Origin of the sequence: Streptomyces xylophagus (assembly GCF_000716435.1) — a bacterium.
Lineage (GTDB): Bacteria > Actinomycetota > Actinomycetes > Streptomycetales > Streptomycetaceae > Streptomyces > Streptomyces xylophagus.
Genome location: NZ_JNWO01000012.1, coordinates 151,035 through 176,316, shown reverse-complemented (window position 1 = coordinate 176,316; position 25,282 = coordinate 151,035). Strand labels below are relative to the sequence as shown.

General features: G+C 69.3%; 29 protein-coding genes. 10 read left to right on the top strand and 19 right to left on the bottom strand.

Translation table 11 applies throughout. The features are described 5' to 3' along the window. Window positions 1-18: 18 nt before the first annotated feature. From OO70_RS26865 to OO70_RS26855, 3 genes are read left to right on the top strand one after another with little or no spacing between them, the layout of a single operon-like run. Window positions 19-771 (top strand): metal ABC transporter ATP-binding protein, encoded by a 753-nt coding sequence (locus OO70_RS26865; RefSeq protein ID WP_043676762.1) that lies wholly within the window; start codon window positions 19-21, stop codon window positions 769-771. After that, a complete protein-coding gene (locus OO70_RS26860) occupies window positions 771-1,673 on the top strand; it encodes a metal ABC transporter permease (RefSeq protein ID WP_043676605.1) in 903 nt (300 codons plus the stop codon). Before OO70_RS26865 ends, OO70_RS26860 begins: the two co-directional genes overlap by 1 nt. Before the next feature lie 59 nt (window positions 1,674-1,732). After that, on the top strand, window positions 1,733-2,149 hold the full coding sequence (locus OO70_RS26855; protein ID WP_043676603.1) for a Fur family transcriptional regulator: 417 nt from the start codon (window positions 1,733-1,735) through the stop codon (window positions 2,147-2,149). A 4-nt stretch (window positions 2,150-2,153) separates the two neighbouring features. On the opposite strand, the gene OO70_RS26850 is transcribed toward OO70_RS26855, so the two are convergent. From OO70_RS26850 to OO70_RS26835, 4 genes are read right to left on the bottom strand one after another with little or no spacing between them, the layout of a single operon-like run. Further along, a complete protein-coding gene (locus OO70_RS26850; RefSeq protein ID WP_158711516.1) occupies window positions 2,154-2,690 on the bottom strand; it encodes a YcxB family protein in 537 nt (178 codons plus the stop codon). A 24-nt stretch (window positions 2,691-2,714) separates the two neighbouring features. Beyond that, window positions 2,715-3,566, bottom strand: coding sequence for an isoprenyl transferase (locus OO70_RS26845; protein ID WP_043676599.1), 852 nt, complete (start codon window positions 3,564-3,566; stop codon window positions 2,715-2,717). A gap of 42 nt (window positions 3,567-3,608) precedes the next feature. Next, window positions 3,609-4,358 carry a DNA repair protein RecO gene (gene recO, locus OO70_RS26840; RefSeq protein WP_043676760.1) on the bottom strand — a complete coding sequence of 250 codons (750 nt, stop codon included), beginning with the start codon at window positions 4,356-4,358 and terminating at the stop codon, window positions 3,609-3,611. A gap of 41 nt (window positions 4,359-4,399) precedes the next feature. Further along, complete coding sequence (locus OO70_RS26835) at window positions 4,400-4,615, bottom strand: hypothetical protein (RefSeq protein WP_043676597.1); 216 nt, start codon at window positions 4,613-4,615, stop codon at window positions 4,400-4,402. A gap of 184 nt (window positions 4,616-4,799) precedes the next feature. On the opposite strand from OO70_RS26835, the gene OO70_RS26830 reads away from it, so the two are divergent. Then, the gene (locus tag OO70_RS26830; RefSeq protein WP_043676595.1) at window positions 4,800-5,633 is read left to right on the top strand and encodes a helix-turn-helix domain-containing protein; all 834 of its coding nucleotides are present in this window, start codon (window positions 4,800-4,802) and stop codon (window positions 5,631-5,633) included. Continuing rightward, on the top strand, window positions 5,615-5,893 hold the full coding sequence (locus OO70_RS26825; RefSeq protein WP_043676593.1) for a DUF397 domain-containing protein: 279 nt from the start codon (window positions 5,615-5,617) through the stop codon (window positions 5,891-5,893). Before OO70_RS26830 ends, OO70_RS26825 begins: the two co-directional genes overlap by 19 nt. A 9-nt stretch (window positions 5,894-5,902) precedes the next feature. Here the strand turns inward: OO70_RS26825 and OO70_RS26820 are convergent, their stop codons facing one another. From OO70_RS26820 to OO70_RS26810, 3 genes are all read right to left on the bottom strand, one after another. Continuing rightward, window positions 5,903-6,283 carry a VOC family protein gene (locus tag OO70_RS26820; protein ID WP_043676591.1) on the bottom strand — a complete coding sequence of 127 codons (381 nt, stop codon included), beginning with the start codon at window positions 6,281-6,283 and terminating at the stop codon, window positions 5,903-5,905. A gap of 68 nt (window positions 6,284-6,351) precedes the next feature. After that, window positions 6,352-7,041, bottom strand: a complete 690-nt coding sequence (locus OO70_RS26815; RefSeq protein ID WP_043676589.1) for a response regulator — start codon at window positions 7,039-7,041, stop codon at window positions 6,352-6,354. Then, window positions 7,038-8,240: a sensor histidine kinase gene (locus OO70_RS26810; protein WP_043676587.1), complete on the bottom strand. Its 1,203-nt coding sequence runs from the start codon at window positions 8,238-8,240 to the stop codon at window positions 7,038-7,040. The genes OO70_RS26815 and OO70_RS26810 overlap by 4 nt, the downstream gene beginning before the upstream one ends. 133 nt (window positions 8,241-8,373) lie before the next feature. Between OO70_RS26810 and OO70_RS26805 the strand changes: the two genes are divergently transcribed. Both OO70_RS26805 and OO70_RS26800 read left to right on the top strand, forming a co-directional pair. Then, window positions 8,374-9,288 carry an ABC transporter ATP-binding protein gene (locus OO70_RS26805; RefSeq protein ID WP_043676585.1) on the top strand — a complete coding sequence of 305 codons (915 nt, stop codon included), beginning with the start codon at window positions 8,374-8,376 and terminating at the stop codon, window positions 9,286-9,288. Next, window positions 9,285-10,121, top strand: coding sequence for an ABC transporter permease (locus tag OO70_RS26800; RefSeq protein WP_043676583.1), 837 nt, complete (start codon window positions 9,285-9,287; stop codon window positions 10,119-10,121). Before OO70_RS26805 ends, OO70_RS26800 begins: the two co-directional genes overlap by 4 nt. Here the strand turns inward: OO70_RS26800 and OO70_RS26795 are convergent. Genes OO70_RS26795 through OO70_RS26770 form a run of 6 tightly spaced genes read right to left on the bottom strand, consistent with a single transcriptional unit; the run spans window position 10,087 to window position 16,752 of the window. Next, window positions 10,087-11,160 carry a hypothetical protein gene (locus tag OO70_RS26795; RefSeq protein WP_043676581.1) on the bottom strand — a complete coding sequence of 358 codons (1,074 nt, stop codon included), beginning with the start codon at window positions 11,158-11,160 and terminating at the stop codon, window positions 10,087-10,089. The two genes, OO70_RS26800 and OO70_RS26795, sit on opposite strands and share 35 nt — an antisense overlap. A gap of 41 nt (window positions 11,161-11,201) precedes the next feature. After that, complete coding sequence (locus OO70_RS26790; RefSeq protein WP_043676579.1) at window positions 11,202-12,170, bottom strand: SCO2521 family protein; 969 nt, start codon at window positions 12,168-12,170, stop codon at window positions 11,202-11,204. A 1-nt stretch (window position 12,171) separates the two neighbouring features. Then, entirely contained in the window at window positions 12,172-13,155 is a 984-nt protein-coding gene (locus OO70_RS26785) for an SCO2522 family protein (RefSeq protein WP_043676577.1), read from the bottom strand. Beyond that, the gene (locus tag OO70_RS26780; protein ID WP_043676575.1) at window positions 13,152-14,069 is read right to left on the bottom strand and encodes an SCO2523 family variant P-loop protein; all 918 of its coding nucleotides are present in this window, start codon (window positions 14,067-14,069) and stop codon (window positions 13,152-13,154) included. Before OO70_RS26780 ends, OO70_RS26785 begins: the two co-directional genes overlap by 4 nt. Before the next feature lie 3 nt (window positions 14,070-14,072). Continuing rightward, entirely contained in the window at window positions 14,073-15,914 is a 1,842-nt protein-coding gene (locus tag OO70_RS26775) for an SCO2524 family protein (RefSeq protein WP_043676574.1), read from the bottom strand. Between the two features lie 10 nt (window positions 15,915-15,924). Continuing rightward, entirely contained in the window at window positions 15,925-16,752 is an 828-nt protein-coding gene (locus OO70_RS26770; protein WP_051741625.1) for an SCO2525 family SAM-dependent methyltransferase, read from the bottom strand. 275 nt (window positions 16,753-17,027) lie between these two features. Between OO70_RS26770 and OO70_RS26765 the strand changes: the two genes are divergently transcribed. Beyond that, entirely contained in the window at window positions 17,028-17,555 is a 528-nt protein-coding gene (locus OO70_RS26765; protein ID WP_043676572.1) for a GNAT family N-acetyltransferase, read from the top strand. A gap of 44 nt (window positions 17,556-17,599) precedes the next feature. On the opposite strand, the gene OO70_RS26760 is transcribed toward OO70_RS26765, so the two are convergent. Together OO70_RS26760 and OO70_RS26755 are read right to left on the bottom strand one after the other, a co-directional pair. Continuing rightward, window positions 17,600-18,070, bottom strand: a complete 471-nt coding sequence (locus tag OO70_RS26760; RefSeq protein WP_043676569.1) for a protein-tyrosine phosphatase family protein — start codon at window positions 18,068-18,070, stop codon at window positions 17,600-17,602. Between the two features lie 3 nt (window positions 18,071-18,073). After that, the gene (locus OO70_RS26755; protein ID WP_043676567.1) at window positions 18,074-18,700 is read right to left on the bottom strand and encodes a TetR/AcrR family transcriptional regulator; all 627 of its coding nucleotides are present in this window, start codon (window positions 18,698-18,700) and stop codon (window positions 18,074-18,076) included. Window positions 18,701-18,807: 107 nt separating this feature from the next. On the opposite strand from OO70_RS26755, the gene OO70_RS26750 reads away from it, so the two are divergent. After that, window positions 18,808-19,230 (top strand): ester cyclase, encoded by a 423-nt coding sequence (locus OO70_RS26750; protein ID WP_043676564.1) that lies wholly within the window; start codon window positions 18,808-18,810, stop codon window positions 19,228-19,230. Between the two features lie 7 nt (window positions 19,231-19,237). Here the strand turns inward: OO70_RS26750 and OO70_RS26745 are convergent, their stop codons facing one another. The 4 genes from OO70_RS26745 to OO70_RS26730 form a co-directional block, all read right to left on the bottom strand. Then, window positions 19,238-19,936: a FadR/GntR family transcriptional regulator gene (locus OO70_RS26745; RefSeq protein ID WP_043676562.1), complete on the bottom strand. Its 699-nt coding sequence runs from the start codon at window positions 19,934-19,936 to the stop codon at window positions 19,238-19,240. Window positions 19,937-20,067: 131 nt separating this feature from the next. Beyond that, window positions 20,068-20,484, bottom strand: coding sequence for a hypothetical protein (locus OO70_RS26740; protein ID WP_043676560.1), 417 nt, complete (start codon window positions 20,482-20,484; stop codon window positions 20,068-20,070). A gap of 176 nt (window positions 20,485-20,660) precedes the next feature. Next, window positions 20,661-21,332, bottom strand: a complete 672-nt coding sequence (locus OO70_RS26735) for a response regulator (protein WP_043676558.1) — start codon at window positions 21,330-21,332, stop codon at window positions 20,661-20,663. Further along, complete coding sequence (locus tag OO70_RS26730) at window positions 21,329-23,341, bottom strand: sensor histidine kinase (RefSeq protein ID WP_043676556.1); 2,013 nt, start codon at window positions 23,339-23,341, stop codon at window positions 21,329-21,331. Before OO70_RS26730 ends, OO70_RS26735 begins: the two co-directional genes overlap by 4 nt. Before the next feature lie 272 nt (window positions 23,342-23,613). On the opposite strand from OO70_RS26730, the gene OO70_RS26725 reads away from it, so the two are divergent. Beyond that, window positions 23,614-25,248: an ABC transporter substrate-binding protein gene (locus tag OO70_RS26725; protein WP_043676554.1), complete on the top strand. Its 1,635-nt coding sequence runs from the start codon at window positions 23,614-23,616 to the stop codon at window positions 25,246-25,248. The last annotated feature ends 34 nt before the right edge of the window (window positions 25,249-25,282 follow it).

The window sequence follows — 25,282 nt, the reverse complement described above, 5'->3', positions numbered from 1 at the left end:
AGCACGGAGGACGACGTCATGAGCGAGCCCGTCATAACGCTGCGCGGAGTCCGCGCCGAGCTGGGTTCGCGCCCCGTCCTGCGCGGCATCGACCTCACCGTGCACCGCGGTGAGGTCGTCGCGCTGCTCGGCGCCAACGGCTCCGGCAAGTCGACCGCGATCCGCACGATCATCGGCCAAGTCCCTTTGTCCGCAGGCGAGATCGAGCTGTTCGGCACCCCGCGCCGCGCCTTCAAGGACTGGCGGCGCGTGGGCTACGTACCGCAGCGCACGACGGCGGCGGGCGGAGTCCCCGCCACGGTCACCGAGATCGTCACGTCCGGCCGTCTCTCCCGCACCCGCTTCGGCCTGCTGCGCAAGGCGGACCACGAGGCCGTACGGCACGCTCTGGAGCTGGTCGGCATGGCGGACCGCGCCAAGGACTCGGTCAACGCGCTCTCCGGCGGCCAGCACCAGCGGGTGCTGATCGCCCGCGCGCTCGCCGCCGAACCCGAACTCCTCATCATGGACGAGCCGATGGCGGGCGTGGACCTGGCCAGCCAGAAGGTGCTGGCGGACACCCTGGCCCGCCAAGTGGCCGAAGGTACAACGGTGTTGCTCGTCCTGCACGAACTCGGCCCGCTGGAGCCCCTGATCGACCGCGCGGTCGTCCTGCGCGACGGCTGCGTCCAGCACGACGGCCCGCCGCCGCACGCGCTGGGCCAGCACGCGCTGCCCGGCCACGACCACGTACACCCGCACGAGCCGCTTCACACAGGACTGCTGAGCTGATGGACATCCTCGACTACGCCTTCATGCAGCGGGCGCTCATCGCCGCCGTCCTCGTCGGCATCACCGCCCCCGCGATCGGCATCTACCTCGTCCAGCGCCGCCAGCCCCTCATGGGCGACGGCATCGGGCACGTGGCGATGACCGGCGTCGGCCTCGGCTTCCTGCTGAACGCCTCCCCGGTGTGGATGGCCACCGCCGTCTCCGCCCTCGGCTCGGTCCTCATGGAACTGATCCGCTGGTACGGCAAGACCCGCGGCGACATCGCCCTCGCGATGCTCTTCTACGGCGGTATGGCGGGCGGCGTGATGTTCGTCAACCTCGCGCCGGGCGGCTCGAACGCCAACCTGAACTCGTACCTCTTCGGCTCGCTCTCGACCGTCTCGCAGTCCGACGTGACGGCGATCGGCATCCTGGCCGCGTTCGTGATCGTGGTCACGCTGGGCCTGCGGCGGCAGCTGTTCGCCGTGAACCACGACGAGGAGTTCGCGCGGGTCACCGGCCTGCCCGTGCGCGCCCTGAACCTGCTGACGGCGGTCACCGCGGCCGTCACGGTCACCGTCGCGATGCGGGTCGTGGGCCTGATCCTGGTGTCCGCGCTGATGGTGGTGCCGGTCGCCGCCGCGCAGCAGCTCACCCGCAGCTTCGGGGCGACCCTGGCGATCGCGAGCGTGATCGGCGTGACCGTGGCGGTCAGCGGCACCGTCACCTCGTACTACCAGGACGTCCCGCCCGGCGCGACGATCGTGCTCCTGACGATCGCCGCGTTCATCGCGCTCACCGCGCTGGCGACCCCGCTGGCGAGGCGCAGAGCCCGGGCCGCGGCCGCCGCGCAGCCCGCCGGAGACCCGGTGGAGTGCGCGATTCCAGCCACACGGGGGGTCACCGACGAGGTCGGCGTCTGACCATGCACAGCCCGGGCTGGCACAATGGCTCGGCAAAGTGCAGACGTGAGGAGGCAACGGTGACAACGGCCGGTCCGCCCGTAAAGGGACGATCCACCCGCCAGCGTGCCGCCGTGTCGGCGGCACTCAACGAGGTCGACGAGTTCCGCAGCGCCCAGGAACTCCACGACATGCTCAAGCACAAGGGTGACTCGGTCGGCCTCACCACGGTCTACCGCACCCTCCAGTCCCTCGCCGACGCCGGCGAGGTCGACGTCCTGCGCACCTCCGAGGGCGAATCCGTCTACCGCCGCTGCTCCAGCGGCGACCACCACCATCACCTGGTCTGCCGCGTCTGCGGCAAGGCGGTGGAGGTCGAGGGCCCGGCCGTCGAGAAGTGGGCGGAGGCGATCGCGGCGGAGCACGGGTACGTGAACGTGGGGCACACGGTGGAGGTCTTCGGGACCTGCGCGGACTGCGCGGCGGCCTCCGGCTGAGGACCTAGTCCACCCGGCTCAGGTGCGCGTCGAGGATCGCCCGCAGCCGGTCCACGTCGGCGGGGCCCTGGACGGCGCGCTTGGGCAGCAGGGTGAAGTTGAGGGCGTTCTTCTCGGGGCTGAACATGTAGAAGCCGTCCGCCGTCTCCCGGTAGCGGGGCTGCACGGTCCAGTTGAGCGACGTGGACGTGTTGTCGGTGACCACCGACACCCCGGCGTCCGTCACGGTCACCCGGAACTCGCCCCTGCGCTCCGCGAGGCGCTGGAACTGGCGGGCCACGAACCGGGGTTGGAACACGAGGAGAAACACGGCGAAGGCCATACCGACGAGCAGCGGGATCGAGATCGAGTCGCCCGAGGCCAGCGCGACCGCGACCGCCACGCCACCGAAGAGAAGCACGGGACCGATCAACCACAGCTGTCTTCGCGCGGACCGGCTGACCCTCCTGCGCGCTCTCAGCGCCGCCATGAAGTCCTCGGCGGTCGGCTGATACACCAGCTCGACCACATGCCCCGTCACGTCATCCCGCCCCATGTCCATGAGGCGGGATGGTAGCGGCCGCTGCTAACCCTCTTCGGGCCGCCCCCTCATGTCCTGTTCCATCGCGAGCAGCTTCTCGTTGGGCACCGCGCCGCCGAACCGCCGGTCCCGCTGGGCGAATTCGACGCAGGCACGCCACAGGTCGCGGCGGTCGAAGTCCGGCCAGAGGACGTCCTGGAAGACCATCTCGGCGTAAGCGCTCTGCCAGATCAGGTAGTTGGAGGTGCGCTGTTCCCCGCTGGGCCGGAGGAACAGGTCGACCTCGGGCATGTCCGGGTAGTACATGTACTTGGCGAAGGTCTTCTCGTCGACCTTGGCCGGGTCCAGCCGCCCCGCCTGCACATCCTCGGCCAACGCCTTTGCCGCGTCGGCGATTTCGGCCCGCCCGCCGTAGTTCATGCAGAAGTACAGGGTCAGCGCGTCGTTGTTCTTGGTCTGCTCCTGAGCGATCTGGAGCTCTTTCGCCACCGACCGCCACAGCTTGGGCATCCGGCCCACCCACCGCACCCGGATGCCGAGTTCGTCGAGGGTGTCGCGGGTCTTGCGGATGAAGTCGCGGTTGAAGTTCATCAGGAAGCGCACCTCGTCGGGCGACCGCTTCCAGTTCTCGGTGGAGAAGGCGTACAGCGAGATCGCGCCGACGCCCATCTCGACGCCGCCCTGCAACACGTCCAACACCCGCTCGGCGCCGACCTTGTGGCCCTCGGTGCGCGGCAGCCCCCGCTCCTTCGCCCACCGCCCGTTCCCGTCCATGACGATGGCCACGTGCTTCGGGATCAGCTCACCGGGCAGCTTCGGCGCACGGGCCCCGGACGGGTGCGGCTCCGGCGCCTTGTACTCGCGCCGCTGGCGCCCCAGGATCCCGCGTACGGCCATGTGCTTCTCGTCTCCTCTGTACTTACCTGTACTCGTCCGTGCCTACGACTTCTCTACGTACCGCAGCGAGCGGAGCCCGCGTTCCAGATGCCAGTGCAGATAGGCGGACACCAGCCCGCTCCCCTCCCGCACATAGCGCGCCTCGCACGCGTCCGCCGTCTTCCAGTCTCCCGTAAGCAGCGCACCGAGCAGTTCGAGGGCCTGCGGTGAGGGTACGACGCTCCCCGCCACCCGGCAGTCGGGGCAGACGACCCCGCCGGACGCCACGGAGAAGAACCGGTTGGGCCCCGCCATCCCGCACTTCGCGCAGTCACCGAAGCTTGGCGCATAGCCGTTGACGGCGAGGGAACGCAGCAGGAACGCGTCGAGGATGAGATGCGGCGCGTGCTCGCCACCGGCCAAGGTCCGCAGCCCGCCCACCAGCAGCAGATACTGCTGTACGGCGGGCTCGCCCTCGTGATCGGCGAACCGCTCCGCCGTCTCCAGCATCGCCGTACCGGCGGTGTACCGCGCGTAGTCGCTCACGATCCCGCCACCGTACGGAGCGATCGTCTCACTCTGTGTGCACAACGGCAGCCCGCGGCCGATGAGTTCGCTCCCCCGCGCGAAGAACTGGACGTCCACATGCGAGAAGGGCTCCAGCCGGGCCCCGAACTTCGACTTGGTCCGCCGCACCCCGCGCGCCACCGCGCGTACCCGCCCGTGACTCCGCGTGAGCAGCGTGATGATCCGGTCCGCCTCACCCAGCTTCTGGGTGCGCAGCACGATGCCGTCGTCGCGGAACAGGCTCATGGAGCCCATTGTCCCCTACGGCTCCGCAGCGCCACGACGCTTCAAGGCACCTCACCGCGACTGCGGGCGTTCGCATACGCGGTCGCCGCGCTCAGCCGCTCGGCCGGGGTCGCGTCCCGCACGGCGGCCGGCTCGACGTCCCACTCGCGTCCACCGCCGTAAGGGCGCAGCTGAACATAAGGACCTTCATGCCCCATGACGATGCCCACTCTTCCGGTGCGGGTGTCCATGGCGACCGATCCGACAGGCGGCTTCATCGCTCTCCTCGCACCCGAATCCGGAATTCCATCAAGGTTTCCTTCGCCTCCCAGCAGTGTGCCCACACCTGGCTCCCCTCCCTTTTCGAGTTTCACTCTTCCCATCTCCAGGGTGGCCCTGTTCCCCCTACACTCGGCAGGAGTCTGTCGACAACAACTGCGGTGCAGACCAAGGGGGTTGGCTATGGCCAACGGTTCACGACTGGCGGCTTGGGAGTTCTTCGGGGCCGAGCTGAGACGACGCCGTGAGGATATGGGGCTCTCGCAGGCGCAGCTGGGAGCGCTCGTCTTTGTCTCCGGCACTTATATCGGCCAATTCGAACAGGCTATTCGGAAACCGCAGATGGATCTGGCCATCCAGTTCGACAGAATCCTGGAAACAGACGGCATTTTCGAGCGCCTCTATCACAAGCTCATCAAGGATCAGCCCTACACGGAGTACTTCGCACACGTGGCGGAGCTGGAGCAGCAGGCCACGGAGATCTGGCAGTACGCGCCGATGGTGGTCCCGGGACTCCTCCAAACACGGGAGTACGCGGAGGCGCTGTACCTGGTGAGCAACCCGTTCGCGACCGACAAGTACATCGAGGAACTCGTCACGGCCCGCATGGACAGGGCGCAACTCCTCAAAGACGCCACGCGGCCCGCGTATTGGGCAGTACTGCACGAGGCGATCCTGCGCATCCCGGTCGGCGGACCGGAGGTCATGGCACGCCAGCTGGACGACATCACGACGCTGGTCCGGGAACGCAAGGCACTGGTGCAGGTAATGCCGTTCACGGCCGGCCCGCACCCGTACATGGGCAAGCTGCTGACGCTCATGGAGTTCGCGGACGCACCGCCAACTGTCTATACAGAAGGGGTGCTTTCGGGAAACCTGCTGGACGAGCCAGCGGTAGTGAAGCGGGCCCGCGCGTCATACGATCTGATCAGGGCCGCCGCGTTGTCGCCGGAGGCGTCCCTGGCTCTGATCAAGGCGACGGCGGAGGACTACCGACGATGCGCGAGTACGACCTGACCAACGCCCGCTGGCGCAAGAGCACTTACAGCAGCGGCGACGCCGGGGAAGAGTGCGTCGAGATCGCCTACGACTTCCTCGGCGCCGCCCGCTGGCGCAAGAGCACGTACAGCGACGGCAACGGCGGTACCTGCGTCGAGGTAGCCGACGGAGTCCCCGGCGTCATCCCCGTCCGTGACAGCAAGGTGTCTGTTGGTGGGCCGGTGATCGTGGTCGGAGCCGATGCCTGGGCGGAGTTCATCGGCTCCCTCGTCTCCTAGGCCCCCGCGTCAGAGGGGGTTGATGCGGGCCTTGAGCAGGCAGAACTCATTGCCCTCGGGGTCTTGCAGGACGTGCCACTGCTCCTCCCCCGTCTGCCCGATGTCGGCCGGGCGGGCGCCGAGCTTCAGCAGGCGTTCGAGCTCGGCCTCCTGGTCGCGGTCGGTGGCGTTGATGTCGATGTGCAGCCGGGACTTCCCGGGTTCCGGCTCGTCCCTGCGGCTGAAGAAGAGCGTGGGGTGCGGGCCGCCGAACCCCTCGGGCGTCCCGATCTCCACCCACTGACCCTCCTCGCGTTCGAGGACGACGAAGTCCAGGACCTCGCACCAGAACCGCGCCAGCAGCTCCGGGTCACGACAACCGAGCACCAGCTCACCGATACGACTCGCCACAACGGCCTCCCAGCAGTGAAAACAACCTCGCGACCGTACCGGACGGGACCAGCACGGGCGAAGCGTTTTCAGGGCCGCTGCCCAGGGCGTGACTCCTGGCCCACGGAGACCAGCCCCGCCTCGTAGGCGAGGATCACCAACTGGACCCGGTCCCTCGCGTCCAGCTTGGTGAAGAGGCGGGTCAGGTACGTCTTCGCCGTGGCCACGCTGATGTGCAGCTCGGCCGCGATCTCCGTGTTGGACAGCCCCGAACCGACCAGTGTCAGGACTTCGCGTTCCCGCTCGGTGATGCCGGTCAACTCCCGCTGCACCCGGTCCGGTTCGGGGCGGGACGACGCGAAGTCGTGGATCAGGCGCCGGGTCACGCTCGGGGCGATCAGGGCGTCCCCGGCGGCCACCACCCGTACCGCGCCGATGATGTCGTCCAGGGCCATGTCCTTGACCAGGAACCCGGACGCGCCCGCGCGCAACGCGCCGTAGACGTATTCGTCGTCGTCGAAGGTCGTGAGGACGACGACCCGGGTCACCGACGCGCTCGCCGTGATCCTGCGGGTGGCCTCGATGCCGTCCATCCCGGGCATGCGGATGTCCATCACCACGACATCCGGGGCGAGTTCGGCCGTCAGCCGCACCGCCTCCGCCCCGGTGCTCGCCTCCCCGACGACCTCCACGTCGTCGATGTCGGCCATCACCATCCGCAGCGCGGTACGGATGAGTTGCTGGTCGTCGGCGAGGAGCACACGGACGGGCCCGCTCATCGAGCCACCGCCGACGCCGGTACCGGCAGTCGCGCCGCGACCCTGAAGCCACCCTCGGGGCGTGGTGCGGCCGTGAACTCCCCGTGCAGCAGGGCGACTCGCTCTCTCATGCCCGCCAGCCCGAACCCGGTGTCGGTCACCGTGCCGTGCCCGCGCCCGTCATCGGTCACCTCCAGGGCGAGTTCGTCGTCGCGGTAGTCGAGGGTGACCCGGCACGCGCGGGTGCCCGCGTGCCGTACGACGTTGGTGACGGACTCCTGGATGATGCGGAACGCCGACAGGTCGATGTCGGGCGGGAGTTGACGCGGTTCGCCGCGCCGGCGCACGTCGACGCGTACGCCGGCCGCGGTGGTCGTGGCGGCGAGCCGGTCGACGTCACCGAGCCCGGCGGGCAGCACGGGTGTCTCGTCGGCCGCCCGCAGCGCGACGAGCATGCGGCGCAGCCCGGCGAGGGTCTCGCGCCCCTCGGTCTCCACGGCCCGCATCGCCTCCCTCGCGGCCTCCGGCTGGGTCGTGGTGACCCGGGCCGCCGCGCCCGCCTGGAGGGCGATGATGCCGATGCTGTGGGCCACGGTGTCGTGCATCTCCCGCGCGATGCGCAGGCGTTCGGCGGTGACGGCCTGGGTCGCGGCCTGCGTGGTGAGCCGCTCGGCGTAAGCGCGGTTCTGCCGGACGGAGTTGCCGATCAGCCAGGCGACGACGGCCGTGAGGGCGAGCACCGACCAGCTCTGCCAGTCGCCCCGGCCCGTGCTGTAGGTGAAGAGGAGGGGGCGGCCGAGGCCGGTCCGGGTGAGTTCGTAGAAGGGCAGGACGGCGATCGCGAGCGCGAGGGCGGTGAGGCTGCGGCGGCGGCCGGTGCTCGTGGCGATCCAGCCCACGGCGATGTCGATCGCCGCGTAGTGGATCAGGCCCACCGTCAGCCCGTTCAGGCCCAGCGTCACGGCGTACGTGCCCGCCAGCAGCAGCCCGAGCGCCGGCAGCGGGCGGTGACGCAGCAGCGCACATCCGGCCGGGGCGAGGACACTGCCCGCCGCGATGAGCACCCAGCCGTCCCGCGCGGGCGGGAAGGGATCGGTCGGCATGAAGGGGAGGTGGAAGAAGATCCGGATCGCGAACAGCGTTCCGTAGAGCCAGGGCACGGCCGTCCAGGCAACCGGCGGCACGCGCTTGAGCAGGGGCCGGGTCGGTGTGGCGGGCATGCCGTGAGCGTAGGGGCACGGGGCGGGTGCGGTCATCGGCCCGGAGACGTACAACCAGGGTCGACATCGACGCGGTACGAATGTCAGCGCCCGGCCGATGCCGGGGACCGGCCGTCCGCGAAACCGTGGTCCCGTGATTGAAGTCGACGAACTGACGAAGCGGTACGGCCCCACCACCGCCGTACGCGAACTGTCCTTCACGGTCCGGCCCGGGCACGTCACCGGATTCCTCGGCCCGAACGGCGCCGGCAAGACCACAACTCTGCGGATGTTGCTGGGACTTGTGGCGCCGACCGACGGGAGCGCCACGATCAGCGGTCACACCTTCCGCCGTCATGCGCGCGGGCTGCGCCACGTCGGTGCGCTGCTGGACGCGAACGATGTGCACGGCGGGCGGTCCGCGCGGGCGCACCTGCGGACGCTGGCCCGCAGCAACCGCATCCCGGCGAGCCGGGTGGAGGAGGTGCTCACCGAGGTGGGCCTCACCGGGGCGGCGGCCCGGCGCCGGGTCGGCGGCTACTCCCTCGGCATGAAGCAACGGCTCGGCATCGCGACCGCCCTGCTCGGCGACCCGCCCGTCCTCCTCTTCGACGAACCCCTCAACGGCCTTGATCCGGAAGGGGTGTTGTGGGTACGGAGCCTGTTCCGGAAGCTGGCGGCGGAGGGCCGTACCGTCTTCGTCTCCAGCCATCTGATGTCCGAGATGGAGAACACGGCCGACCAGCTCATCGTCATCGGCAAGGGTGAGCTGATCGCCGCCGAGAGCCTCACCGACTTCGCCGCACGCGGTACCGCGCCGACGGTGACCGTACGGACTCCGGACGCGGGCGCGCTGGCCGCCGTACTGGCCTCGGAGGGTGCGGTGGTGGCGTCGGAGGGTGCGGAGATGCTGCGGGTCACCGGGGTGGCCGCCGCTCGTGTCGGCGAACTCGCGCACGAACACCACTTCCTGCTGCGGGAGTTGACCACCGAGCACGCCTCCCTGGAGGCGGCCTTCATGGAACTGACCGCCCACAGCGTCGAATACCTGGCCGGAGACTCCCGATGACGACCGTCGCCCTGACCGTGCCCGCCCCGCGCTTCACCGATCTGCTGGCCGCCGAGTGGCTCAAACTCCGTTCCCTGCGCTCCACTTACTGGGCGATCGGCGTCAGCACCCTCGTCGTGATCGCCGTGAACGCGAACGCGGCGCGCGCCGACTACGTCAACTATCCGCACTACAACAACGTGACACGCGACCAGTTCGCCAACACCGCGCTGTTCGACGCCTTCACCAACGGCGCCGCGATGATCCTGGTCCTGACGGCGGCGAGCGTCGGCGCGGTCACGGTCGTCGGCGAGTACGCGACGGGGCTCGTCCGCACGACCTTCGCGGCCGTGCCGGACCGCCGGGCGCTGATGTCGGCGAAGGCGGCCGTGGTGACCGCGGTCATGACGGTGTACGGCGCGGTAGTCGCGTCCGCCTCCTTCGCGGCGAGCCAGGCGATCCTGTCCGGGCGCGGCGTGGGCCTGTCGATCAGCTACCCCGGCGCCCTGCGGGTGGTCGTCGCGTCGGCGCTGCTCGCCCCGGTGTCAGCCCTGGTCGGCATGGCGATGGGCGCGCTGATCCGGCACAGCGCCACGACGATGGTCCTCGCGACCGGCCTCCTGCTCCTCCTCCCCATCTTCGTCACCGAGCGCTACCACTGGACGGCCTGCGTCCGCAACGCCCTTCCCTTCAACGCCTGGGACCGACTCGTCCAGGTCAACTACGGCCACATGCCCTACAGGTTGGCCGAGCGGTATCCGACGACCGTCACGGGCGCGTGGACCGTGTTCGCGGTGTGGGCCGCGGTCGCCGCGGTGGTCACGGTTGTTGCCGTCGACCGGCGGGATGTGTGACCGCCCTTCCCTCGTCCGGCTCCGGCTCCGGCTCCGGATCGCGCTGTGGTTCCGTCGCCTCCCACAGGACGTTGAAGCGGTTGACGCGCTCCTCCACGTGCTCGCGCGTCAGCTTCAGCGTCGTCCTGGCCGGCATGACCCGGATGTCGGGCTCGGTCTCGTAGCAGAGTTCGCCGTCGAAGACGATGAAGTCGTTCAACGAGTTCATCTGGGCGGTCGGTTCCAGCTGGGACCGGACCGCGATACGCGCGTCGATCCCGAACTTGCGGTGTCTCTCGCAGAGTTGGCGGAGGCTGCCGGTGACCTCCTCCTCCTCGTCGACGAGGAACACCCGCCGGACCTGCACCCGCCGTGTCTTGATCGCCGCCTCCTGGGCGACGAGATAGCGCCGCGCGGGCTCGCTCGACCAGAAGTCACGGTCCACGGACGTGCTGGTGGCGTGCAGGGTCCGCCGGACGCACTTGGTGAGGTCGATCAGCCACTCGTGGTTCTCGCCGGGGCAGTCCGCCGTGCGGTTGCCGAGGTTCTCCATGAGGAGCGCGAGCCGCCCCAACTCCTCCTCGGCGAACGCCTTCACGATGTCCGCCCCCTGCTCGCCCACTTTTGTGTAGCCCAGCACCAGCCGGGTCACCTCGTCGGAGCGCAGCACCGAGCCGTCGACCTTGCTGTACAGCTCCGTCGCGGCGTTGATCTTGGCGAAGCTCTCGTCGACCGCCGCCCGCATCTCGGTGTGATGGCTGGCGAGGCTGTCCTTCATGTCCCGGATGCGCCGCTTCTGGCTCTCCTGGACGGCTTCCAGCCGCTCCCCGAAGTCCACGAGCAGTTGCACGATCAGCGTCGCGCTGCCGAGGACGATGGACATCGTCCACTGCCACAGATCGCCGTCGTTCTCGTTCAGGACGTTGGTCACGAAGAAGGCGGCGCCTCCCGCTAAGATCGCGAACAGCGTTTTCAGGAACAGCCTCGACCTGCGCTGGACCTGGTCCTGTTGCGGTACGGACCGCAGGCCGCCTGCCCCTGTTGTCGTCGCTCCGTCCATGTCGAGCCTCCCCCGTCGGTGATGCGGTTCGTGCCGCCCCGTCAGCGCGTGCTCAGTGCCTGGTGCAGCAACGGAATGGCCTGTATGGCCAGTTGGTCCCGAATACGCTGGCGAAGGTTCTCCCATTGGCGGCTGAAGCCGGGTTCCCGCTCCAGTACGTCCCACAGGTGTCCCAGCGCGCGGTCCACGTGTGCGCGCGGCATCCACAGATGCAGCAGGTGATCCACGGCGGGGCGCAGTGCCAGGACCGCCGCGGGCCCGTCCGCCGCGCCGAGCCGGCTGTTCTCCAGCATGTGCACCACCGTCGTCAAAAGCCAGTCGTGCAACGCGAGGTCTTCGCACAGCCCCGCGACCGCGCCGGCCGGGATGCTCTCCGGCACCCTCAACTCGACGGTCCGCAGCCCGTCCTGGGCCAGCGTGAAGCGGTCCAGTGCCGGCTCCTGGCCCTCGGGTGTCCGCCGCGCGGCCCAACGCAGGTGCGTACGGCGGGACTTGAACGGCGCCTTGTGGTCCAGGAGCGGGTGGCGCACCAGTTGCGCCAGCAGGCCCTCGGAGATCATCCCCAGGTCCAGATCGCCACGCCCGCCACCGCGCAACACGCCGTCCGCGGTGGCCTGTTCGGGCAGTTTCCCGAACGGTTCGACCACCCCGGGCCGGACGAGGTAGTGCCCCCAGGGACGGCGTACGTCGGGGCCGTCGGCCGGGGCGCTGAAGTAGGCGGTGGACTGCAGGACCCGGCCCTCGGTGAGCGCGGCGCGGGCGATCACCGTACCGACGCCCCTGACCTTGGCGCCGTTCGACGTGGGCAGCCGGCAGTCCACGCCCGTCAGGACCTCGGGCGACAGGGCGTAGAGGTTGGGCCGCTCGGAGACCCGGACGTGTTCGTCGGCGCGCAGCCTGAGCAGTTGGGCGGCGGCCCGGCCGTCCAGTGCCTGGAAGGACGGCAGCAGACCGGTGCGCACCTCGCCGCAGGCGAGGACCGAACGCGCGGACCGTCCCGGGGTCGCCATCTCAACTCCCGTCGGGCGACGAGGGGTTGGCGGGCTCCTCGTAGAAGACGTACGTGGCGCGCTGCGCCACCGCCTCCGGTACCGCGACACCTTCGGCCGCGGACCGCTTGGCGACCTGTTGGAGTGCCTCGGAGTCGACGTCCACCTGGTCGAGGATGAGCCGTACGGCGTCCTCCACGGCGAGGAACCGGTTCGCCATCAGCGTGCAGGTGCGGTAGGCGCTGAAGGCGACCCGGGAGTCGTTGAGTTTGAGCAGCGGCGGCAGCCGGTCCCAGTCCTGCGGGAACTCCCCGCCGGTCCACGGCTTCGGGACCAGCACGGGCTCACCGAGGTGCCGTAGCAGACCGAGGCGGGCCAACTGCCATACGGCGGCCAGGAACGGGCAGGACCACAGGCGGCCCTTGTCCGTCTCGGACCACAGCTCGACGTCCATGAAGACCGAGTGGTTGCGGGCGGCGGTCTCCTGGGGCGGCTGCCAGGTGACGATCTCGGCGAGGGCGCTGCGGTTCGGGCTGGTGCGCTGGCCGTTGGCGAGCCAGCCGGTCTGGCTGACGGGTGGCCGGGAGCCGTGGCTGCCCGGCGGCGGCGACTCCACCAGGCGGTGCATGACGGACTCGGCCAGCTCGATCCGGTCGGCGACCGCGCAACCCGACTCGCGGGCGAGGTAGTCGATGACGACGCCGGCCCGCTCCGCCTCTTCGAGGACCAGCGGGATGAGTTCGGCGGGGGTGGAGAAGCGGCTGAAGTAGTCGTCGATCAGGAAGCACGTACTGACGCGCGGGCGTTTGCCGCCGATGCGGCGGGCGGCGGAGGCGCGGGCCGCGTCCACCCAGATCCGCACCTCGGCGAAATGCTCGCGCAGTCGCTCGGGGCCCGCCTCGAAGTCCTCCATGTAGAGGTGGCCCAACTCCAGTGAGAGATGGGCCAACGGCACGGACTGGGTGCCCGGGTCCGCGGTGGTCTCCCGGAAGACGGCTTCCGTCATGCCTCCTCCCAGTACTTGTCGTCGGTGAGCCGCGCGGCCAGGTCGCTCAGCGCCTGCCAGGTCTCCATGGTGGCGATCTGGCTGTCCAACACGTCCTCGTCGGTGATGAGTTGCTCACGCCACTGCAGGACCGGCTCCAGCGGCACCGAGCCGAGCACCTGGCTGTACCCGATGCCGTGGTGCGAGGCGAGCTGCTTCAGCTCGGTGTCGCACTGCTCCATCCACGCCGACTGGGTGGGCGTGGCCTGCGACCAGAGCGCCGAGTCAGGGTCGGGTACGGCGGCCCGCACGAAGCGGATGGCGCCGCGCAGCGCGTCCTCGTCGTGGCCGCTGGCGACGCCGTGCGCGAGGATGCCGCGCTTGCCGTAGACCAGGCCGGCCGCGGCCTCCACGTGCTGGCGGGTCCAGCGGTGGAAGACCAGCCAGCGGGCCTCGATACCGCTCAACTCCCGCTGCGCGGTGGCCATCAGGGCCATCTCGACGGCGTAGCTGCGGCCGGCGCTGAGGTCGACGATGATCAGGTCGAACTCGCTGTTGAGGCGCAGCAGCAGGTCCACGCAGCGCCGCAGGTTCTCCCCGGTGGTGGCGAACTCGCCGCCGCTGAGGTTGCCGGGCATCAGGATCAACCGGCCTGCTCCGGGCGGCTGGTTGCGCAGTACCCGGTGCTCGGTGTCCGCCCAGACGTCGATCCGGACCGGTTCGCTGGTCTCGCCTATCAGGTAGGAGTGCAGTCCGCGGTCCTCGGCGGCCTGGCGGGCGTCGGGCACGTCGAAGACGGCCGAGGCGGTGGGCGAGCCGAAGTCGAAGTCCAGATAGCAGACGTCGTCTCCCGTCAGCGCCCGCTGGTAGGCGAGGTTGGCGCTGGTCACGGAGCGGCCGGTGCCTCCCTTGTCGGAGGCGGCGAAGATCAGCACCGCTCACACTCCCTGAACCACGGCGGCTTCGCGGGCCCGGACGAGTGCGTCGAGCTGGCCCAGCACATCGAGCGCCAACGAGTAGGCGGTGCCCGGCTGTTCGTCCACCAGGGCGCGGGCGCGGCGTAACTTGACTTCGATTCCCCTGAGTTGCATACCGCGTTTTCCGTCGGAGTTGGGCGCGGGCGCCATCTGTTCGTTGCCGAGGAGGTGGGTGGACTCGCTGAGCAACGCCCTTGCCAGCTCCGCCAGTTCGAGACTGCGGATCGGGGGCTGCGCGTACATGTTGTGGACCTGGACCATCACCTCGGTGACGCGCTCGGTGATGCTCCAGGACACCGGCCCCTCGGTGAGGGCGGTCTCCGGGTAGGCGGCGTGCACGTTGTCCCACAGGCCGGTCCCCTCGCCGTCGCCCATCCGCCGTCGCCAGACGTGGCCGAAGATGTCCTCGGCGAGGTTGAGCAGTCGGTCGTGGGCGGAGAGGTTGCGGGAGAGCGTGCACAACTGGACGGTCCGCTTGAGCAGTTGGGCCGAGAAGTCGCTCATCGTCCAGTCCATCGGCGGGCCGATGGTGCCGCCGCCCTGCAGGGGCAGGGTGACGCCCGGGTTGTGCAGCTGGATCATGGGGTCGTCGCGGGTCATCCGGCTGGTGATACGGCCGCGTTCGGCGAGGCGCTCCATGACGCTGACCGTGCGGGTGAGGTCGTCGTCGGTGGCCCGGCGCCGCATCAGGTCGTGGACGAGGATCGCGGCGACGGAGAGGGAGAAGTACTCGGACTCCAGCTTCTGTCCCGTCGTACGCCAGGGGATGTCCTCCAGCGGCCAGCGGTCGCGGTCGAAGCGGGCGATGCGCGACCAGTACTGCTGGGTGATCTCCCAGCGCAGCCGCAGCGCCTCGGCGAGCTTCTGCTGTTCGGTGTTGAGCAGGCCCAGCGTCAGGGTGCGGTCCGAGAACAGGTCCTGGATGCCGTCGAGCGCGACCACAGTGAAATAGAGGTACGGCACCGGGTTGGCGACGCCGACGGGCTGCGGCCCGATGGCTTCCTCGGTCTCCACCTCCGGCGCGTCCCGCACCAGGCTCCAGGCCCAGCCGCATTCGAAGAGCTGGTTGTCGTCGTCGAGCGCTTCCTGTACGTCGACGCCGAGGACGAAGCTCTCACTGATCGCGGCGCGCAGCGGCCGGAACTGCTTCTGGAACTTCTCCAGCACCTGGCGCTGCGACAGCCGTCCCTGGCCGAGGAGTTCGCAGAGTGTCTGGCCCTGGGAGGAGTCGGTGTCGTAGACGTTGACCGTGAACGACCGCAGCAGGCTCACCATGGCGGCGGTGAGCCGGTTGCTGGTCGAGATCTTCAGTTCCCTGATCGTCTCCTGCATGTCGCTGCGGCGGGTCTTGGACTCGTAGACCTTGAGGAAGCCGAGCAGGGCCAGACAGAGGGTGATGGACATCGAGAACGAGTCCACGACGCCGAGTTGACGCTGCTCGTCGGTGAGGCCCTTCTCGGTGTCCCGGGAGTGGAAGTAGTAACCACCCGCGAACGTGGGCCGCTTGTCGTCGGTGTGGGTACGCATGAACTGGGCCGCGGCCATGACGAGGCCGGCCGGAATGTCCTGCCGACCGCCCGCCCGCTTCAGCGCCTGCTGGACGTCGGCCTGTGTGGTGTCCGGGTCGTCCAGCCGGAACGACGGCAGTTCTGTCGCCGGATACAGCAGGCAGAGCAGGCGCTCCGCATCGGCGACGCTGCTCTCCCCACCCCATTTGCCCCACGCCCACTCGCTGTCGTCGAAGGAGTGGCGGGCGACCGCCTGCCAGATGTCCAGCAGATGCTGGCGCGGCTTGATCCGCATTCCATGCCCCTCACACAGACCGCACTGCCCTCAGTCGAGGAATATCCCTCTTCTGTTGTGATAATTCACCATTTCCGCGCCAGCCATAGGAAAGGATCATTCCAGAATATCCGGCACGCAGTTTTGGTTCGGTTTTCAGCCGGTACACCTCGAAATCATTCGAGAAGGGTCGGAGACTCGCCCGCACCTCGGATTCTCCCACGTCGCACGCCGGAAAGAACTTGTCCCCCGTGTAATAACCCTTTGAATGTTCCATGAAAGCTGCGGCGAAAGGGGCCCCTGGGGCCAGGGCGCGCATGAAGCGCTCCACACCCAGGGTGAACTCGGCACGGGAGGAGGTCATCGACTCGGCGACGAAGAACATCGTCCCCACGGACCACCGGCCGCCGAACGGCTCGAGCCCGAAGATATTGCCCTGCTCGACCTTGACGACCTTGCGGAACTGCTCACGCGGGTCGACGAGGAAGGAACCATACGTCTCGTTCTTGCACAGGACGCTCCAGAACTGGTCCCAGTTCCCGTCATAGCAGTCGAGTTGGCTCTCGAGGTACTCCACGTTCGTGGGCGAGTGCTCGAAGAGCGTCACGTCGTCACACCACGGCATCATGGAGAGCGCGGGGTAGAGGTTGGCACCCGAGCCTACGTCGATACCCGAAACCGGGCCGGCATCCTGCTTCTGAAAATGACCGCCGAAATGATCCCGAAGGATGGGAAGGATCTCCGCGTCCTCCGCCTGTAAGTCGCGGTAGTTGTGATCAACATAGGCGATCGGGTCGAATGCATCCCAGGCGACGTCTGCATTCTTCACCTGGTTGCCCCCCGGAGATCTCACGGTCATTTCGCCACGATACCAACATCGCAGGCAAGGAGGATACCCTTTCGTCAATGAGCCGAAACCCTTGGGGCATGACTGATCTGCGGCCCTGATGCACAGGGGGCGCATCGCGGCGATTACATTCATCCGACCTGATTCGGCCTTGAACTGCCGGATTGCCCCACTCAAGATGTTCGGAACCCTGTCGAACACACCGGAAAGGAAGATGGTTCACGTCCCACTCCCACCACCCGTACGAGTGGCACCACGCGCTCGGCCCTCTCCCCGCAGGAGGCAGTATGACGGCTTTCCCGGAGGAACGTTTCCCTCCTCTCGGTCGCCGCACTGACCAGGCGTTCTTCGCCGACCGTGCCGACCGCCACCTGACCCTGAGGGGCATCACCGAGGCCGATCTGCCCGAGCTCCTGCGCGTGGACAGGGAGGCCTTCCCCGAGGAGCCGTACCCCGCCTTCGTGCTCCGACAGTTGTGCGACATCTACGGCGACCGCATCCTCGTCCTCGACGACGGCGAGGGTCTGCTCGGCTACATCCTCTTCGTCAACACCTCGGACGGCTACGTGAGTTGGATCATGAGCCTCGCCGTCACACCCCACCAGCAGGGGCGCGGGCTGGGCCGGCGCCTGATGGTCGAGGCCCTGCGCCGACTGCGCACGGAGAGCGTCCACCAGGTCCGCCTGACGGTGGAACCGACGAACGCCACCGCGATCATGCTGTACCGCTCGCTGGGGTTCACGTCCGAGGATGGAGTGATCAGGGACTACTTCGGGCCCGGCGAACACCGCCTCCTCATGACACTCGCCCTGTGACCGTAGTGCCGGGGTGGCGTGGGTCGTGGGCGCGGTGCGGAGGCCTACGCTTCCGTGCGCGCCGCCCCTGAAGGCGCCCCGAACCGTCGTACGTACCGCCGCTGCCACGGTGTCTCCACCGCGTCCCGGTCGTAGTGGGCGCGGACGTAGGCGACCGCCTCTTGCGGCGGTACGCCGTCGAGGACCGCGAGGCAGGCGAGTGCCGTGCCGGTGCGGCCCCGGCCGCCGGCGCAGGCGATCTCGACGCGCTCGGTGAGCGAGCGGTGCCAGACCTCGGTGAGGACCGTGTGCGCCTCGGCGCGGTCGGCGGGCAGCCGGAAGTCCGGCCAGCGCAACCACCGTGCCTGCCAAGGGACTTGGGGAGGTTTCCGGCCGAGCAGATACACGCCGTACGTCGGGAGCGGGCCGTCGGCCGGGAGCGGGCGGCGCAGGCCGCGGCCCCGGAGCAGGCGGCCGGAGGGGAGGCGTAGGACGCCCGCGTTCCGCTCGTCCCATGCCTCTGTGGTCTCGGGCATCTCTCACTCGTCCGGTGCGTCGCGTATCGCCTTCTCCAGGAGTGCGCTCGCCGCCCATCGCATCACGTCCCTCGCCTCCTCGGGGTCGAGTCCGCAGGCGTCGCGGGTCGAGATCAGCGCCTCCACGCCGTAGACGAGGGTGACGGCCATGGTCAGGCGGCGGTGGAGGTCGGACGGGAGGGTGTCTGCGAGGGGTTCGAGCGCGGTGCGGGTGTAGCCGAGGCGGGTCTGGTTGCGGGTGGGAATCTCCGGCTCGCGGTGCCCCTGGCCCTGCTCCTGCCCGTGCTCGTGCTGGGTGAACCAGCGTTCGAGGCTGGCCCGCACCAGGGACCGCCACATGGCCTCGTCGCCGAGCTGGAACTCCGCGACGCGGGAGATCAGCGTGTCGAGGCGCTCGGCCGGGTCGGCGGGCAGATCGGCGGTGAAGTCGGGGGTGCGGACCAGGAGTTGGGTCTCCTGGAGCAGTTCCTGCGGGCTGGAGAAGTAGCGGTACGCGGTGGCCAGGGACACCTCGGCCGCCTCCGCGGCCTCGGCCATCGTGACCGTCCGGCCCTCGCGGATCAGGGCGACCGCAGCCTCGGTCAGCGCGCGGCGCGTGCGCAGTTTCTGTCTGCTGCGGCCTTCGGACATGCGAACACCTTCTTGTCGTGAGAAAATTTTCTTATTACAGTATATCCGTCTCACCAAACGGGGGTCGCGGCCCGACCGGCACGCGGCACGACGAGAGGAGGAGCTCGATGAGCTCCATCACACCGGCGGAAATGGAAGTACTGATCGGCACGCACATGCTCGCCGAGGAACACGGGGACCCGGCGGCGGCGGTGTCCGTCTACACCGAGGACATCGAGCACGACGCCGTCGGCTGGCCGGGCGGCCCGGCGGTCGGCATCTCCGCCGCGCAGGAGCGCTACGAGCAGCTGGTGCAGGACATCCGCACCGAGAAGTCCGAGCGCACCCACACCTACTACTCGGAGAACGCGGCGACCGTCGAGGACCTGATCACCTGCACGGTCCCGGGCTCACTGCTGGGCGTCCCCGGCAACAACCGCCGGATCACCTTCCGGATGCTGCACGTCTTCGAGTTCACGGACGGCAAGATCTCCCGCGAGAACGTCTGGCTGGACGGGGCGTCGATCGTCGCCCAACTCACCGCTCCCTGAGCACAGTTCAGGGTCCGACAAGAAGCGCCTCGATGCCGCGGAAGTGGTCCGCCATCGCGCGCTGCGCGCCCTCGACATCGCGGGCGCGCAGCGCGATGACGATGTCCCGGTGGCGGCGGACGGTGAGTTCGGGTGCCGGGTCGTCGGGCCGGCCGCGGGCGCCGGAGACCCGGCGGAACACCGTCCAGAAGGCGCCGAGGAGTTGCGGGACGAGTTCGTTGCCGAGTGAGGCGTAGAGCAACTCGTGGAATTCGCGGTCGAGTTCGGGGAAGGGCCGACCGGCGCGGCCCGCCTCCTCCATCCGGTCCACCACCGCGTCCAGCCTGTCCAGTTCGGGCTCGGTGACGGTGGCGGAGACCCGATGGATCAGGCCCTCCTCCAGCACCTCGCGCACCTGGAGGATCTCGGCCAGCGCGTCCGCGTCGTCCTCGTGCCGGGTCAGGGTGCGGAAGGTGAGGCCGTCGGCGAGCGGGGTCAGCGAGGCCCGGCCGACGTAGGTGCCGTAGCCGTGTCTGATCTCCACGATGTCGAGGGCCTGGAGCGCCTTGAGGGCCTCGCGGACGGAGTTTCTGCTGATGCCGAGGTCGTCCATCAGCTCGGCCTCGGTGGGCAGCGGCGCACCGGGCTGGAGCTTGCGGTCGAGGATCAGCTGCACGACCTCGCGCTGTATCCGACTGTTCCTTGGCTCCCCGGACATGCGCCGCATCGTACGGGCACCGGAGGTCCCACGTCCCATGTCCGGCGGCGCCCGGTACGCGGTCCGGCACCGGCCGTCGGAACCGTTCCCCCGTGACGGTTGTGACGACCGGTGCCGGACGATGAAGCCGATGGCACTCGTCAGGGCAGCATGTTGACCGTGCCGACGTTGACGTAGCCACCGAGCGACGCGGCGGTGCCCGCCGGGTTCTGGTAGGTGAGGGAGACGGCCACGATGTAGATCCCCTCGGTGAGAATCGGCAGGGCGATGACCTGCCTGAAGTCGGAACCGCCGGTCAGGGGAATGAGCGTGGGCGGGTTCGGGAACGTGAAGTCGTTGTTTCCGCCGACCTGGTCGACGACGACCTTCAGGCTCCAGGAACCGCCCAGCAGCGGAACGAGGAAGCCGGTGACGGTCCACTCGACCTCCACGGTCAGCGCGGTCCCCTTGGTGACGACGTCGGCGGGGCTGCCGCCGGGATCGACGACGACGGCGCTGATGCGTCCGTCGAGTGCGGAAGGCGGTACAGGAAGCGACTGGAATGTTCCGGAAGCCATGTGGATCCTCCTTGGTCGGCGTTCGGCTGTTGACTGCCCGCCAGCCTGGGGCGCCCTGCCGCGCGGCGTCTTGAGGCACCGGTCCTCCGGTGGCCGGGCGATCTGCCCGGGAGCGCCGGGACCCCGCCCACGGCTCGCGGCCCACGGCTCGCGGACAGCTGGTCCGGGAGGTCCGTCTACCCGGGAGATCCGGTGGACCCGAGGCCCGCGTCGCGCGCCCTGGCAACCGCCGCCGCCCGGTCGCGCACCCCGAGTTTGGTGAGGATGGCGGACACGTGGTTGCGGACGGTCTTCTCCGTGAGGCACAGCTGCCGCGCGATCTCGTGGTTGCCCTGTCCGGTGGCGACCAGTTCGAGGACCTGGCGTTCCCGCTCGGTGAGTTCGGGGAACACCCGGGCCGCGTACTGCTGGTGCGCCCCGGTGAAGAAGCCGACGATGCGGCGGGCGACGGCCTCGCCGTACACGGCGTTCCCGGCCGCCACGGCGAGGACGGCGCGAATGATCTCCGTGCGGTCGGCGCCCTTGAGGAGATATCCCTTGGCGCCTGCCCGCAGGGCTCCGAAGAGGGCCTCGTCGTCCTCGTGCATGGTCAGGACGAGGACGCCCACCTCCGCGTGCCGGGCGAGCAGGGCGCGCGTGGCACTCGCGCCGTCGGTCCCCGGCATGGCCAGGTCGGTGATGACGATGTCGGGCCGGACATGGCCGACCACGGTGAGCAGTTCCTCGCCGGTGGCCGCCTCTCCGACCACTTCGAGCTCCTCGGTCGCGGCGAGCGCGGCCTTCAGACCGAAGCGGAACATGGGGTGGTCGTCGGCGATGACCACCCGTACCGGGTCTCTCGCGTTCATCTCGCCTCCAGTGGCAGCGTCGCGGCGACGACGGTGGCGCCCGGCACGGAACTGACGGAGAAGGTGCCGCCGAGCGCCTGGGCGCGACGCCTCATGGATGTCAGTCCGACGCCGGCGGTGGCCTGCTCCGGGATGCCGACGCCGTCGTCCGTGACCGTGATGTGCAGCAGCCCGCCGGTGGCCGACACGGACACCCGGGCGTGACCGGCTCCGGCGTGCCGGGCCATGTTCGTGAGGGCCTCGGTCACTATGCGGTAGGCGGTGGCCTCCAGGCCCGGCGGCAGGGCAACCGGCAGGACGGCGATGTCGACCTCGACCGGGACCGCGCGGGACACGGTCTTGGCGTGCTGACGGATGGCCTCGCCGAGGCCCAGGGTGTCCAGGATGGTGGGGCGCAGCCCGTCGATGATGCGGCGGATCTCCCCGACCGCGAGGGTGACCTCCGCGCGGATCCGGCCCAACAGCGCGCCGGCGGCGGGGGTTTCGTCGGCGGGCAGCAGGTCGGCGAGTGCCTGGAGGCCCAGTCCGACGCCCGACAGGGACGGCCCGAGACCGTCGTGCAGATCCCGTCGGATCCGGTCGCGTTCCGCGTGGGTCGCCGACACCGCGCGGTCCCGTTCGGCCTCCAGGGCCTCGGTGAGTTCCAGCGCCCGCAGCAGGGTGGCCACCTGTAACGCCAGTGCGGCGAGGAGTTGGAGGTCGGCGTCGTCGTACGGGGCCGCCGAGGTGCGCTCGGCCACGTTCAGGGTGCCGAGGTCACGGCCGCCGAACCTGAGGGGCAGCACCGGGCCGTGGCCCACCGGCACGGTCCCCTGGGCGCACACCTGCTGCCCACCGGGGGTCCTGACCACGGCGCCCGGGGCCCGCACGGCCCGGATGACAGCGGCGAGCGCGGCGGGCAGCAGGTCCTGTTCACCGGTCACGGCGACCTGGTCGCCGAGTCGGGCGATGGCCTTCAGCGGGTTCTTGCGCTCACCGTGGATGAGCCAGTCCGCGGCCCGGTGCAGCCGGTCCCGCGCCGGGGTCAGCAGGACCGCGACCACGGCCGCCGCCAGCACGCCGGGCAGCGGGCGACTGCGCAGGGCGGAACCGACGAGCACGGTCACCAGCAGATACACCGCGATCACGGCGGCCGTCAGCACCCCGTACACCAGGCCCTGCCGCAGGACGGTCTCGATGCCCATCATCCGGTAGCGCAGGACTCCCACCGCCACCGCGACCAGTACCAGGAAGGACAGGATCGCGGAGGGGATCGCCGACCGGATGAGGACCGAGGAGCAGAAGCCCGCGATCATGGTCGGCCCCTCGGTGCAGACCAGCCAGGCCAGCAACTGGCGTTCGGGAGGGTGGGAGCGCAGCAGCCGTACCCCCGTGCCGATCCAGATGGCGAGCGCGGACAGGGCCAGCAGCGGAAGGCACACGCCCATCATGAGCCCGTCGAACAGGGCCGGCGGCAGCAGCGGCAGGTCGGCACGGCCGGGGAAGATCAGGGCGTGCACGTCCGGGTCGAAGGGTGACACGACCGTCAGCGTGGCGGTGCCGACGACCGCACCCGCCACGGGCCAGCGCCACCAGCGATCCGGCAGGCGCCCGTCGGGGTAGAAGGCCATCATGAGGGTGGCCGGGGCCACCCAGCCGGGGACGAAGAGTCCCGAGGCCAGGGCGGCGGCGAAGGTCGCGCCGGGCCAGGGGGAGTGCGGGTGGGCGAGGGCGCCGCCCGCGTGGGAGACCATCCCGTGGACCCCGTAGGCGACCAGGCCCTGCTCCCAGCAAGCGGTCACCCCCGCCCCGAGGAAGATCCATCCGATCACGTTCCGGGGGCGCAGCAGGACGAGCACCGCACCGGTCAGGGCCTCGGCCAGGGTCACCACACCCACGGTGATCACGTAGGCGGGAGAGGCCTGCGGTCCCATCGGCCCGGGGCGGGGCAGCGTCAGCGCCCAGAAGGCGAAGACGGACGCGACGGCACTGGAGAGCACCGTGCCCCAGACGACCGCGCGGGTAACCATGCGTCCAGTCTGAGGCGTACGGTGTCCCGCCGAACCCGCCTTGTTCCCGGCAGAGTTGGGCATTCCGCCCGGCCCGGCCGGGACCTCGCCGAGCCGGTCCGCACCGGGGTCCCGGCCCGTCGGACGGTGCGTCAAATCAGCTGTTCCGGCGGCCCATTGGTCCAACCTCTGGCAGTTACGCCATCCGTGTGCGATGCCTTGACCGCCCCCACGGGCGCTCTTATGGTCGCGCTGACCGCAGGACGTAGGACGTCGTACCTCCTGGAGTAACCATGCGCGAAGACGTGACGCAGAACGTGCCCGCGCTGCACCGCCGGGCCTTCCTGAAGTACTCCGGCGCGCTGGGCGCGGCGGCGGCGATCTCCTCGTCCCTGACGGCCTGTTCGTCGGGGCCGCAGTCGACGAACGACACCGGCGGCGGGGGCACCGGGAAGAACCGGACGCTGACCGCGGTGATCGGCTACGGCAACGACGGCAGCTGGGATCCGACGCAGACCGCGTCCGCGTTCGCCATGGCCGGCAACAACCACATCTACGAGGGGCTGATCGACACCGACCCGATCACCCGCGCGCCCTACCCGGCGCTGGCGACCGCCGTGCCGAAGGAGACGAGCGGCACCTCGTGGAAGTTCACGCTGCGCGCGGGCGCCAAGTTCCACGACGGGCAGCCGGTCACCGCCGACGACGTCGTCTTCGTCTACGACCGCATCCTCGACCCGAGGACGACGACTCTCGCGCAGGGCTTCTTCGCCAGCTGGCTGAAGGAGGTGCGGAAGATCGACGCCCAGAACGTCGAGCTGGTCCTCAAGTTCCCCTTCCCCGAAGGCATTTCACGGCTCACCCTCGCGAAGATCATGCCGAAGCACGTCTTCTCGAAGCCCGGCGCCTGGGACGACGCGATCAAGGGCAAGGCAATCGGCTCGGGGCCGTACCGGCAGACCGCGCACCACCCGAAGTCCAACACCACCTTCGCCGCGTTCACCGGCTACAACGGCCCCCGCCCGCCCGCCTTCAAGACGATGAACTGGCTGACGATCGTCGACGCGGCTCCCCGGGTCGCCAAGATCTCCGGGTCGAGCGCGGGCGCGCAGATCGCCGACAACATCCCCTACGCCAACATCCAGCGGCTCGAGAGCGGCGGGCTGACGGTCGCGGGCGGCGCCGGGATGAACAACCTGTTCCTGATGTTCAACACCCAGCACAAGCCCTTCGACGACGTACGGGTACGCCAGGCGCTCCGCTACGCCATCGACACCGGCAAGATGGTCCAAGTGGCCCTGCGCGGGCACGGGAAGCCGTCCTCGTCGTTCCTCAACGAGGGCAACCCCACCTACCGGCGCGCGAAGACGGTCTACGACTACGACCCCGACAAGGCGAAGGCCCTGCTGAAGGCGGCCGGGGTCAGCGGGCTCAAGGTCAACATCATCTCGGTGAACGTGAGTTGGATCGTCGACTGCCTGCCCACCATCAAGGCGTCCTGGGACGCGATCGGCGTCAGGACGACTCTCTCCCCGCAGGAGACCACGGCCGTCTTCACCAAGATGGACCAGAAGCAGGACTACCAGGTCGTCGCCGCCGCCTCGAACCCCAACCAGTTCGGCCTCGACGCCGACCTGATCATGCACTACAACTACGGCCCGCAGAACCTCTGGATGGGCTACGCCCGTTGGGCCGGCAACTCGGTCGCCAAACGGCTCTTCAAGGACATGGACCAGGCGACGCAGGAGCCGGACGCGGCGAAGAAGAAGACGATGATCCAGGACTACATCGACATCGTCGCCGAACAGGCCGTGCTCTACCCGGTCGTCCACAACGAGCTGATGACCGCCTGGGACCCGAGGAAGCTGACGGGGATAAGGGCACAGCCCTACCCCGGCATAAACGTCCTCCAGGCCAAGTGGGTCTAGCAGTACAGGAGTTGACCAGTACAGGAGTTGTTGA

Bases quoted from the DNA above. Each gene is read 5' to 3' on its own strand.
- OO70_RS26825 (WP_043676593.1), top strand. From the start codon at position 5,615: ATGCGCGAGTACGACCTGACCAACGCCCGCTGGCGCAAGAGCACTTAC.
- OO70_RS26785 (WP_043676577.1), bottom strand. From the start codon at position 13,155: ATGACGGAAGCCGTCTTCCGGGAGACCACCGCGGACCCGGGCACCCAG.
- OO70_RS26730 (WP_043676556.1), bottom strand. From the start codon at position 23,341: ATGGTTACCCGCGCGGTCGTCTGGGGCACGGTGCTCTCCAGTGCCGTC.
- OO70_RS26765 (WP_043676572.1), top strand. From the start codon at position 17,028: ATGACGGCTTTCCCGGAGGAACGTTTCCCTCCTCTCGGTCGCCGCACT.
- OO70_RS26795 (WP_043676581.1), bottom strand. From the start codon at position 11,160: ATGGACGGAGCGACGACAACAGGGGCAGGCGGCCTGCGGTCCGTACCG.
- OO70_RS26745 (WP_043676562.1), bottom strand. From the start codon at position 19,936: ATGCGGCGCATGTCCGGGGAGCCAAGGAACAGTCGGATACAGCGCGAG.
- OO70_RS26760 (WP_043676569.1), bottom strand. From the start codon at position 18,070: ATGCCCGAGACCACAGAGGCATGGGACGAGCGGAACGCGGGCGTCCTA.
- OO70_RS26725 (WP_043676554.1), top strand. From the start codon at position 23,614: ATGCGCGAAGACGTGACGCAGAACGTGCCCGCGCTGCACCGCCGGGCC.
- OO70_RS26850 (WP_158711516.1), bottom strand. From the start codon at position 2,690: ATGGACATGGGGCGGGATGACGTGACGGGGCATGTGGTCGAGCTGGTG.
- OO70_RS26865 (WP_043676762.1), top strand. From the start codon at position 19: ATGAGCGAGCCCGTCATAACGCTGCGCGGAGTCCGCGCCGAGCTGGGT.
- OO70_RS26830 (WP_043676595.1), top strand. From the start codon at position 4,800: ATGGCCAACGGTTCACGACTGGCGGCTTGGGAGTTCTTCGGGGCCGAG.
- OO70_RS26810 (WP_043676587.1), bottom strand. From the start codon at position 8,240: ATGCCCGCCACACCGACCCGGCCCCTGCTCAAGCGCGTGCCGCCGGTT.
- OO70_RS26775 (WP_043676574.1), bottom strand. From the start codon at position 15,914: ATGCGGATCAAGCCGCGCCAGCATCTGCTGGACATCTGGCAGGCGGTC.
- OO70_RS26790 (WP_043676579.1), bottom strand. From the start codon at position 12,170: ATGGCGACCCCGGGACGGTCCGCGCGTTCGGTCCTCGCCTGCGGCGAG.
- OO70_RS26735 (WP_043676558.1), bottom strand. From the start codon at position 21,332: ATGAACGCGAGAGACCCGGTACGGGTGGTCATCGCCGACGACCACCCC.
- OO70_RS26845 (WP_043676599.1), bottom strand. From the start codon at position 3,566: ATGGCCGTACGCGGGATCCTGGGGCGCCAGCGGCGCGAGTACAAGGCG.
- OO70_RS26750 (WP_043676564.1), top strand. From the start codon at position 18,808: ATGAGCTCCATCACACCGGCGGAAATGGAAGTACTGATCGGCACGCAC.
- recO (WP_043676760.1), bottom strand. From the start codon at position 4,358: ATGAGCCTGTTCCGCGACGACGGCATCGTGCTGCGCACCCAGAAGCTG.
- OO70_RS26770 (WP_051741625.1), bottom strand. From the start codon at position 16,752: ATGACCGTGAGATCTCCGGGGGGCAACCAGGTGAAGAATGCAGACGTC.
- OO70_RS26740 (WP_043676560.1), bottom strand. From the start codon at position 20,484: ATGGCTTCCGGAACATTCCAGTCGCTTCCTGTACCGCCTTCCGCACTC.
- OO70_RS26815 (WP_043676589.1), bottom strand. From the start codon at position 7,041: ATGAGCGGGCCCGTCCGTGTGCTCCTCGCCGACGACCAGCAACTCATC.
- OO70_RS26755 (WP_043676567.1), bottom strand. From the start codon at position 18,700: ATGTCCGAAGGCCGCAGCAGACAGAAACTGCGCACGCGCCGCGCGCTG.
- OO70_RS26800 (WP_043676583.1), top strand. From the start codon at position 9,285: ATGACGACCGTCGCCCTGACCGTGCCCGCCCCGCGCTTCACCGATCTG.
- OO70_RS26860 (WP_043676605.1), top strand. From the start codon at position 771: ATGGACATCCTCGACTACGCCTTCATGCAGCGGGCGCTCATCGCCGCC.
- OO70_RS26835 (WP_043676597.1), bottom strand. From the start codon at position 4,615: ATGAAGCCGCCTGTCGGATCGGTCGCCATGGACACCCGCACCGGAAGA.